The organism is Streptomyces sp. NPDC037301, from assembly GCF_055602785.1.
Map to the genome: position 1 here is coordinate 39,786 of NZ_JBVJWD010000052.1, position 9,414 is coordinate 49,199.

Annotated in this window: 5 protein-coding genes and 2 pseudogenes; 3 read left to right on the plus strand and 4 right to left on the minus strand. The window is 67.6% G+C overall.

Annotated elements, in window-relative coordinates; translation table 11 throughout:
• Positions 1-24: 24 nt before the first annotated feature.
• Positions 25-1,581 (minus strand): PIN domain-containing protein, encoded by a 1,557-nt coding sequence (locus ACZ7IB_RS41140; protein WP_470919842.1) that lies wholly within the window; start codon positions 1,579-1,581, stop codon positions 25-27.
• A gap of 180 nt (positions 1,582-1,761) precedes the next feature.
• Here ACZ7IB_RS41140 and ACZ7IB_RS41145 point away from each other — a divergent pair, with 180 nt between their 5' ends.
• The gene (locus ACZ7IB_RS41145; protein WP_470919844.1) at positions 1,762-1,944 is read left to right on the plus strand and encodes a hypothetical protein; all 183 of its coding nucleotides are present in this window, start codon (positions 1,762-1,764) and stop codon (positions 1,942-1,944) included.
• A gap of 225 nt (positions 1,945-2,169) precedes the next feature.
• Here ACZ7IB_RS41145 and ACZ7IB_RS41150 read toward each other — a convergent pair.
• The 3 genes and pseudogenes from ACZ7IB_RS41150 to ACZ7IB_RS41160 all read right to left on the minus strand — a co-directional run.
• Positions 2,170-3,765 (minus strand): annotated as a pseudogene (locus ACZ7IB_RS41150) (PP2C family protein-serine/threonine phosphatase); the annotation flags it as partial.
• 1,785 nt (positions 3,766-5,550) lie between these two features.
• A pseudogene (locus ACZ7IB_RS41155) lies at positions 5,551-6,012 on the minus strand (trypsin-like peptidase domain-containing protein); the annotation flags it as partial.
• A 68-nt stretch (positions 6,013-6,080) separates the two neighbouring features.
• Positions 6,081-6,416, minus strand: a complete 336-nt coding sequence (locus ACZ7IB_RS41160) for a trypco2 family protein (RefSeq protein ID WP_470919846.1) — start codon at positions 6,414-6,416, stop codon at positions 6,081-6,083.
• 687 nt (positions 6,417-7,103) lie between these two features.
• Between ACZ7IB_RS41160 and ACZ7IB_RS41165 the strand changes: the two genes are divergently transcribed.
• Together ACZ7IB_RS41165 and ACZ7IB_RS41170 are read left to right on the plus strand one after the other, a co-directional pair.
• On the plus strand, positions 7,104-8,507 hold the full coding sequence (locus tag ACZ7IB_RS41165; protein ID WP_470919848.1) for a hypothetical protein: 1,404 nt from the start codon (positions 7,104-7,106) through the stop codon (positions 8,505-8,507).
• A gap of 98 nt (positions 8,508-8,605) precedes the next feature.
• Positions 8,606-9,016 (plus strand): hypothetical protein, encoded by a 411-nt coding sequence (locus ACZ7IB_RS41170; protein ID WP_470919850.1) that lies wholly within the window; start codon positions 8,606-8,608, stop codon positions 9,014-9,016.
• The last annotated feature ends 398 nt before the right edge of the window (positions 9,017-9,414 follow it).

Below are 9,414 nucleotides of genomic sequence, written 5' to 3' on the forward strand. Positions count from 1 at the left end.
GTCGGCCCGCAGTGACCGGGCTCCTCAGTCCTCCCGCGCGTCGCCTGGGGCATCGGGATCGATTGCGGGCTCAACGTCGTCGGCGGCTGAGAACGACCGCTGCTCGCTCTCGACCTCCTCATCGGCGGCAGACAGATCACCGACGCCTGCCGCCATGGACGCCGCAGGGGAGTCGGCGAAGCTCGTACGCGGCAGGAACGCGGCGATGTCGAGCTTCGGCTGGTTTGCGGAGAGCCGTCGGGCGAGTTTCTGTGCCGGGCTGGTGAGCAGGGCTGCTTGGGAGGCGGCGATCTGCTCTGCAAGTCGCTGTACCGGGGTGAGTGCTTTCACCTGGTTTGCGGCGAGCTGTTGGGCGAGCTTCTGCACTGGGCTGGTGAACAGGTCCGCTTGGGAGGCGGCGATCTGCTCGGCGAGCCGTTGTGCCGGGCCGTTGGCGATGTCGAGCTTCGGCAGAGACACTGCGAGCTGTTGAGCGAGCAGACGCTCCGCCGGGAAAGCCCCGACCTGAAGATTCCTGAAGGCTCGCCGGGAGAGGCCGGCGACCCGTTCCTTGAGGCGCTGCAGGATTTCCATGCTCGTTGTGTCGGACGTGTCCGGGGCCGACGGGTCGCGCGTCTGGAGAAGGGTCGGCGTCTCGTCTCCGTCGCGCGCGGAGAACAGGACCTTCATCTCCCACACGCAGGCGACGTACCGGGCGGCAGCGTCAGGCCCATCGGCCGCGAGACCGTACAACAGCCACTTCGCGTTGGCCGTGTACCAGACATCACCTCCGATCTCGTGCCCCGTGACGTCCGTGACGCTGAGCAGATCCACCTCCGGAGAGACCAACCACTCATGCCACTCGACCGTTGTGTCGGCGGGGCCAAGACCGACAAACCCGGTGGGCGAACTGAGCATCTCCACAGCGGTCTGGGCAACCAGGCCCCGTACGGATAGCGACTTCAGCAGCTCACCCGCAGCGACCACCGCATCCTTCCCGGACACCTCCTTGGTGAACTCGGAGACGACCTGGTCGAAGTCCGTGAGTCGAGTGAGCCGGTCCTCCAGGCCCCGAAGGTCCTCGTTCATCGGGTACGGAAAGACGGTTCCGTCCCCGAAGTCCGAGGTGTTGTTCGTGACGAAGCAGACGTTCTCGTCCGGGTTCTCCTTGAGGAACTCCAGGATGGAAAACCAGATCGCCACATCGCGTGCGCCCTCAGAGTGATCCTTGGCCCGCTTCGCCGGCGGGAGGGCCATCGCCTCGCGGGCCAGCGCCTTGCGCGCAACCTCTCCGCTGGTCTCGATCACCTCGAATATCTCCCCGTAGACACCTCGCCAGTGATCCAGGAAGCGCTCCAGGTCAAGAGGCTCCAGAGAGCTCTCCAGTTCCCAGGGAAGCACGTTACGCAGCTTCTCCAGGGTGCTCACGACCGCCTGGTGCTTGTCGGGGTAGAACTTCGCCTGGTGCGCGGCCATCTCCTCCAGCACCATCCAGGGCACGGCCACCCTGTGGTGCTTCGACTGCCGCAGCTTCCGGATGATGTCGGCCCGCGGACCCTCTGGCGGCAGAAGGTTCAGCGCATTCGTATCAAAGATGATCAAGCGTGCCTCCGTACTGATGTGCGCGCATCATCCCGCAAGATCCCAATCAGCAAGGCATAGCTCTGCGGCCACCGGCCGCACCGGGGCCGCACTCTTGGACAATGGCGTGTGCGGGACATGCTCTCGTTCCGCTCTGCGTGCCCTCTGGGTGGCCGTCACGGAGCCCGCACGCAGAGGGACTTGCCACGCCCTTCCCCGAACGCCCCGGAGCCACTCTTGGACGCCTTCGCGGACGCTTCCTGCTCCCGCGGGGAAGCGCACCACGCCGAGCTGCTCCAGACGCTCGCGCTGCCCGTCTATCAGCCGCGCGCCATCGCGCCGTGCGACGCCGGCCGGGCAACCCACCCGCCAGCGGTCTTCTGAACCTCCGCGACCGCGGCCATCATCGCGGCCCGGGTCCGCTCGATCCGAGCAGGCCACCGCGGCGACTTCACCGCTGCCGTCACCCGCACATGCTCCTGCCACCGCCGCTTCTACGTTCCTCCACCCAACCGAACAGGTCCCGGGCTGGCTATGTTCACGACCGTCGCAGGAGCAGAAAGACCCTGACGACCGGCTTTCAGCTCCACCGCGCTGCGCCACCCCCTACGCGACATCAGGCTGCGCGATCCCGTCGAAACGGGCGGCGAGCAGCGCGATGTCGTCGTCCCGGTCGCCCGGGCCGAGCATGCCGAGGACGTCGTCGCAGAGCGCTTCCAGCGGCGGCGGATGGTCCGGGCCGGTCAGCTGCGCGGTCGTGGCGAGCCGCTCCCTCAGCTGCTCGATGCCCGTCCAGACGTCGCGCAGCCGCGACTCGACCAGGCCGTCGGTGTAGAGGAGCAGCGTCGCCCCGGCCGGGGCGTCCAGCTCCACCGCCTCGAAGTTGACCCCGCCCACGCCGATCGGCGCTCCCGGCGGGACACGCAGTACCTCGGCGTTGCCGCCCGGGTGCAGCAGCACCGGCGGGGGGTGGCCGGCGTTGGCGATGGTGATGCGGTGCGCGACGGGGTCGTACACGGCGTACATGCAGGTCGCCAGGCGATCACTGCCCAGATCCCGCGCCAATTCGTCCAGGTGGTGCAGCACTTCTTGTGGCGGCAGGTCAAGAGCAGCGAGCGCTTTAAGCATGCTGCGGAGCTGTCCCATCACGGCGGCAGAGGTCACGGAGTGACCCATGACGTCGCCCACGACGAGGGCCACCCGGCTGTCCGGCAGCGGGATCGCGTCGTACCAGTCGCCGCCGACCCGGGCCGTCTCGGCGGCCGGGAGATAGCGGGAGGCGAGCCGGACACCGGTCGGCTGCGGCAGCGAGTCGGGCAGCATGGTGCGCTGCAGCTCGTCGGCGATGTACGCCTCGCGTCCGTACAGCACGGCCTTGTCGATGCCGAGCGCGGTGTGCGTCGCCAGCTGGGCGGCGACCAGCAGGTCATTGGCCTCGAAGTGTGGCCGATCGGGCCCGCGCAGGAAGACAGCAGCGCCGATCACCCGCCGTCGGCCGCGCAGCGGAGCGAGGATCGCGCGGTGCCCGGCGGGCACGGTCCGCCCGGCGCCGAGCAGCTCGGTCAGCGCGGCCCGGGCCGCCGCAGAGTCCCCGAAGACAGGCCGTACGCCGCGCAGCACCTGGGCGAGCGCGCCGCGCGCCCAGACCTCGCAGAGCTCGGCCGCGGATGTCAGACCGGCGAGGGCGGGAGGAAGCAGCCACTCGGGCTCCGCGGAGCTCTCGGTCTCCTCCTCGCTTAAACGCAGCCGGTCGGACCGGCGCAGCCGCAGCACGAACGGCGCGACAGGCCGCTCGTCACCCACCGGCACCGGGTCGCGCAGGTAGACCAGTATGACGTCGGAGAAGGTCGGCACGCTGGCCCGGCACAGGCCCAGCACGATCTCGTCCAGGTCTATGCCGCGGGCGATCCGCCTGGTCGCGGCCCCCACGAAGCGCAGCCGGTCTCCTTCTCTCCTCGCCTCGGCCCCGTCGCCGCTGCGCCCTACCGGAAAGCCGGCGCTTGGGGTCCCGCCTCCGCTCGGTGCTGCGGAAGTGGCCGCTTGAGCGAGGATTGGGCGCTGAGGGCCTGAGGGAATGGGGCCTGGAATGTCGGACCCCGGGGTGCCCAGGCCAGGCGCGTTGTCGCCGCCTCGTGCGGACGTACTCCGCATCGCGGAGCCACCCCGTCCTGTGATCGCGCCGGCCAAGGCCGTCTGTTGTGCCATTTGTACGGCTGCTGCGGCCGTGACTGCAGATTGGTGGGTTGCGAGGGCGTCGGCCGGCCCTGCTGGAGCAGTGGGGGGAGAGGCACCCGGGCCGTCACCGTTCTTCGTCGTGTTCGGGTAGCCATCCTGTTCTGGACCATTGTTGCCCGGGTCGTCCGCATTCGGCGGCCTCCTGCCAATACCGGTCTCGAGGAAGGTGAGGGCGGCGCTGACAGTGCCGGTGGCCCAGGCGTAGATGTCAGAGTCGGCATCGGGTCGCTGTGCCTCCTTGGTGATGGCGTCCTGCAGGCCGAGCAGCCACGACCGGGCTGCCTCGGGGGAGAGCTGAGCGGCGATGGTCTTGGCTGCCAGAGGCAGGAGTTTCTCGGGCGCAGCGGCCACAGCGCGGGTGGCGGCAGCGGCGAGGTCGGGGTGGGTGGTGCTGGCTCGGGCAATGACAGTCAGGCTTCGGTGCTGCTGGTCCATTTTCAAGTAAGGGTGGGCCAGGAGATGTTCGATGAATTGGTGGTCGCTGTCCCGTTCGACTTCTGTGATCAGCGCGGCACTCAGCAGGTCAGGGCCCATCGCACCCCAGCGGGCTCCGCTGCCCGAGGGGTATGCGGCGGTGAGAATGTCTTCGTAGGCGGCGAGCAGGCGGGCGTCGTGCGGCGCAGTGTTGGGGAAGCCGCGGTGATGGACGTCGAAGCCGACGGCGACAGCGGCCTGTGCGTCGCCGCGTCTCTTGGCGCCTGCCAGGACCTGGACGGCGACCATGGTCCGCATCAGAGCCTCGTCGAAGAACTCACCACGAGCTTCAACGATCCGGCGCCAGTACCTCATCTCGTGGGCGATCAGGACGTCCATGGGGTTCTCGTGGCGGGCGAAGTCGGCGTCGAGAGCGGCGAGGACATCGGCGAGTGCCGCTATGTGCAGTGAGATGAGGGTGTCACCTTCCGGCTGAGCGGCGGACACGAACCCACTGTCGATGTCAGGAGTTGGCTGAAGGGGCGACGTTGCCCAGTCGTCGCCGAGCCCGGCGTTCTGGAGCAGCTGGATCCGCTCGGAGAAGGCGTTCTTGGCGTCTGCGACGGCGCCCTCCTCGTCCGTGCCGCGCAGCGCGTCTGCCAAGTCGATGTCAATGCTCGCGCTGGTGCTCATCACGCGGGTGCCTCGCCAGGCACGGCACACCGAGGGCCACCAGTTGTCACGTGCGCGGGCGAGGAGAAGGACACGGACCGGGCTGCCGTCGCGCCTTGCGGCGAGGGCATTGAGGACCTGATCGACTTGGCTGCGGCGGGTCTCCGCATAGTCAATGGCGATGAGCAGCGGGTATGCGGTGGCGGCGAACTTGCCGTAGTGGGGCGGTTGCTGGAGTGGGGTGTCGGCCAGGAAGCCCCCGGTCCACGGCCGGAGGGCGTGGTTGTCCGGATGGGGCTGGGTGAGCCGGTGGAGCAGTTCTGTGACCAGGCGGGTCTTGCCGATACCGCCCATCCCGGCGATGACTGTGACGTCTGTGCTGCGGCTGGTACGGCACCAGGCCTCCAGCGCATCGAGGTGCCTGGTCATGCCGGTCAGCGGCACGACCTGCGAGCGCGGGTTGAGCAGGTAGGAGGACGACAGCTGGGGGTCGGGCGCGTCGGCGAACAGCATGCTCAGGTCGGCTGACTGCAGCTGGGGCGGCATCCCGGTCGCGGTGGTGAAGGTCTCGGTGAATCCGGCCGCCACAAGCAGGCGCGTGGCCGGCATCACCATGAGCATCCTGCCTTGCCAATGCTGCGAGGCGAGGGTGGCCAGTCCCACGACCGTGTCCTGGCAGAACACCCCGGCCCCGGACAGGCCGTGCCAGAGCTCGGCGGATGCGGGAGAGGCGTCGTCGACCTCGAAACTGTAGAGCCCGGAGCGGGAGCCGGTGTTGGGCTTGATATGCCCGTCGACGGTCTTCGGGTCGCTCACGAAGATGTTCGGACTGTCAGGCAGCGATCGGCGCATCGCCCGGGGGAAGCCGGTCATCGTACACACCGGTCGTGCGGCCGGGTATTCGCACGTCAGCTCACCCCAGCGCACCACCGTCAGGCCGACGCCCAGCAGTGCGCGATCGGCCTGCAGCAGCACAGCGTCCAGCGTCGCGTCCGACCATACGACCTCGGCATCTGCGGTCGCGCCGTGTTCGTCCCGGACAGTGACAGGTTGTGTGTCCCCACCCAGGCAAGCGACGTGATGTGCAGTCAGGACCAGCCCCGGTGCCACTAGACAGCCAGACCCGAACATTCCGGTACGAGGGTTGACAACCTCGACAGTCCGCTGCCCCAGAGAGTTCCCCACCAGTTGCCCGCATCCTACGAACCGACAGCGGGAGCGGGTAGCGGATCCAGACCGCGACCAGTGTCACCGATCGGCAGATCGCGCCCACTGCTGTCAGGTTCCACCTGCAAGGTGACGGTCATGCGGTGCGTCGTGGCACTGACGCGCTCGCCGCGGCCGTCGGCAGAAACGACGAACGCCTTGACGCCGCCGCCTGCTGCCGCGGTACGGCGCAGTTCGATGCCGAGATCAAGGGTGATCTCCTTGACTGTGAAGCGAATCGGGGATCCATCCCCGATTCGCTGGGCCGCAGTGAGGCCCTCGCGAACCGCCGTGATCGCCTCGCACAGCTCAGTGCCGTCCAGCGCCATGTGTCTCCCCTGATCACTCATATGGAGTGGTTAGTCTCCTCTTCCGCGCTGGGCAGAGGGGAGAGAATTGCGAAGAGAGCAAAAAAATGCGACCACCACCGCTTGATCAGCAGGGGCGCACTCCTCGCCGTGCAGTCCGCCGGATTCTTCGCACGGACACGGCTTTCCCGGCTCTTGCCGAGCGTCGTGAAACAGCTGCGCCTTGAGCGCGCTTCGTGGCCTCTGCCTCGTTGGCGGCCGCCTGGCTGGCCGAGGTGCCCTAGCGGTACCGCCGGACGACGTGTAGCACTTTCTCGACGTGCCCGGTTGACCACACAGATGTGGGTCGCGTCCTTCTCGTGGTTCAGCAGACGGGTGTGGTGGCGGGCTCGGACGAGGCACCCTTCGAGATGGGCGAGGGTGCTCTCCTCGTGCGACAGGATTTCGAGGTCCTGGTAGTACTGGGGGCGTGTTCCGCGCGGCGGGCGTCATCGGCAAGCCGGTCGACAAGCTCGGCGAGCGGACGGGGCCAGGTCGCGCGGACATCCACGTCGACGAGCGGCGTCCCTCATTTTCGGGCCGGCCGCCCGGATACCGGGCCCGGCATGGTCACCCTTGTCGTGTACATCGAGGACGACCGGCCGCTACTGGTTCCGCCGTTGGAAAACTACTGCCCGCGGGCGACTGGGGCAGCTAGTTTCAGGCCGTATGAGCAAGCATCTTCCCCTGCGTGAGGCCGTGTTGTCGTGGCTCGAGTACGCGGGCAGCCTTTCGCCGACGCCCCAGTCCATCGTGGTACTGATGCTCCAGCCCCACTGGAAGGACGTGGAGAGAGCGCTGGCCGCCGCAGCGCCAAGGGAAGAGCACCCCGATCTCTACGCCAAGGTCAACGGAGACTGGGTCCCGGACCCCCGAACGCTGCTGGGGGAGTCGGGCCTGGGCGAGGCGGCACGTCTCATTGCCCAAGGCGCACCGGTCCCCGTCTCCGAGGTCGCGGATAACTTCGTCACCTTCTGCACCGGCCCGACGCCGGTCCACGAGCGATGGCTGCTCCTCAACGGCACCTTCCCCGAGGGAACACGGATTCCGCTGGGGCGGCACACCCTGCAGACCTTCACTGCGGACGAGCTCCGTCAGACGGTCCCGATGCCAGCGCTGAACGTCCTGCAGCGCCGGAGCCATGATCTCGGCCTGATCACCGGCGCACCGTTCCTCTATGTTCCTGATCCCGGCCGCACGGTCACCCGTCGACCGACCTGGTTCGACTTCACCGGCCCGCGCGCGGAAGCCCAGCACTGGCAGGCCCTCCTTCCACTGATGCTGTGGGACAGCGAGCTTCTCCGGGTGGCCTCGGTCTTCACCGTCGCGCGCGGACGACGCTTCGATCTGGACCCCAGAGATGTGCCGACCGCCATCCAGGTGTATGAAGGCCGGTACGGAAGAGAGGAAGAGGTCGAGGTCCGCGACACCGGCGACTTCCATGTCTCGGCCTCAGACCTCCCGGCCCTGACTGACTTCTGCACCGCTATCTCGGCGAAGATCAACGCGGTCATGTCAGGCGCGACCCACAAGCGACGCATCCTCAACCGGCGCGCCCGGCGCCTCGAACGTGCCGCCCGGCACCTCTTGGCCGCTTACCAGCGTACCTACACCGACTACGGCGTCTGGGAGGTGGAGGCCGACGAACTGTACCTCGACTACGTCATCGCCCTGGAAGCCTTGCTGATCAGCCCCAACGACAAACGCGAGGGCACCGCCGATAACATCCGCTCCCGCGCGTCCGCCCTGTTCCTCACCCCTGACCACCAAAATGAGGCCAAGGCCATCGTCAAGCGCGCCTACAAGGCCCAATCCACTTACGTGCACGGCGACGTGATCAAAGACCAGACAGAACAGGAGAAACTGAAAGAGCTGCGAACCCTCCGGCTCCTCACCCTGCAGATCATCCTGCGCTGGCTCGTCCTGACTCCTTCCGACACCGACGACCTAGCGCCCCTGCTCGATGCCGGCGCCCAGGGCACAGGCCGCGAACACCACATCAACCAGCCCCTGCGCGCCTTCTTCACCACCACCCCGCCACGCAGCCGGCCCGCCGACATCACCGCCATCTGACCCCTGCGGGAAGCCGACAGCACCGAGCGGCCGGCGGCACACACCGCCGACGAAAATCAATTGTTGCGATGAGCGCAAAAAAATGCGACCATCGCAAAATGGACTTGATTGCCGACCTTGCAGCCATCCGCCACCCCCTCCCCACACCCGACTCAGTCACTCCGGCCGATCAGTACCCCGACGCCTACGCCGCCGTCGAACGTCACCGCGCAGACGACATGCACCACCTCGAAGCCGCCAGCGACGGCCTTGAGGCCGACCCCCTGCTCCTCGCCCTGGAAGAGGCCCGCGCCCGCAAGGCCACAGCAGACGCCGAGATCCGCCAACTGCTCGCCTACGGACGCGCGTTCCAGGGCCCGCGCCCGTACCACCTCGAATCCCTCGCCAAGGCCAGCGGCATGACCCCCTCAGGCATCCGCACCGCCTACGGGGAAGCCGAGCTCAAGCACGTAGCGCAGGAGATCGGGCGACAGCCGAACGGGCGAACCAAACGCCCCGCCGGCCGATAGCGGGTCGGCAGGCGTCACTCCCACCGACATGAAAGGGGGTATCCGTCGATCCCAGGAGTTCAACCAAATCGACACCTTGGACGTCAGGTCCAACCTCGGCACTAGCTCATGACCCATCGCCAGAATCTGACGGACAGTCAAGCGCCAATCAGAGCCCCCGTCCCTTGTCGCTGCCCGAAGTAGCCGCAACACACGACAAGTTGGAAGACGCCAAACCAAGAGAAACCACAGCTCAACCAGTCGCGAGGGCATGGCGCGCAGCAGAATGCCCAATCCGAAGCGCAGCGGAGGATTACGGGGCGCAGCCCCGCCCTGCTTTCGTTGGGTCGCAGACCCAACTACGGCCGCTTGCGGCCGCTCTAGCGAAGGGCGCAGCCCTGAGACACCCGCTCCGCGGG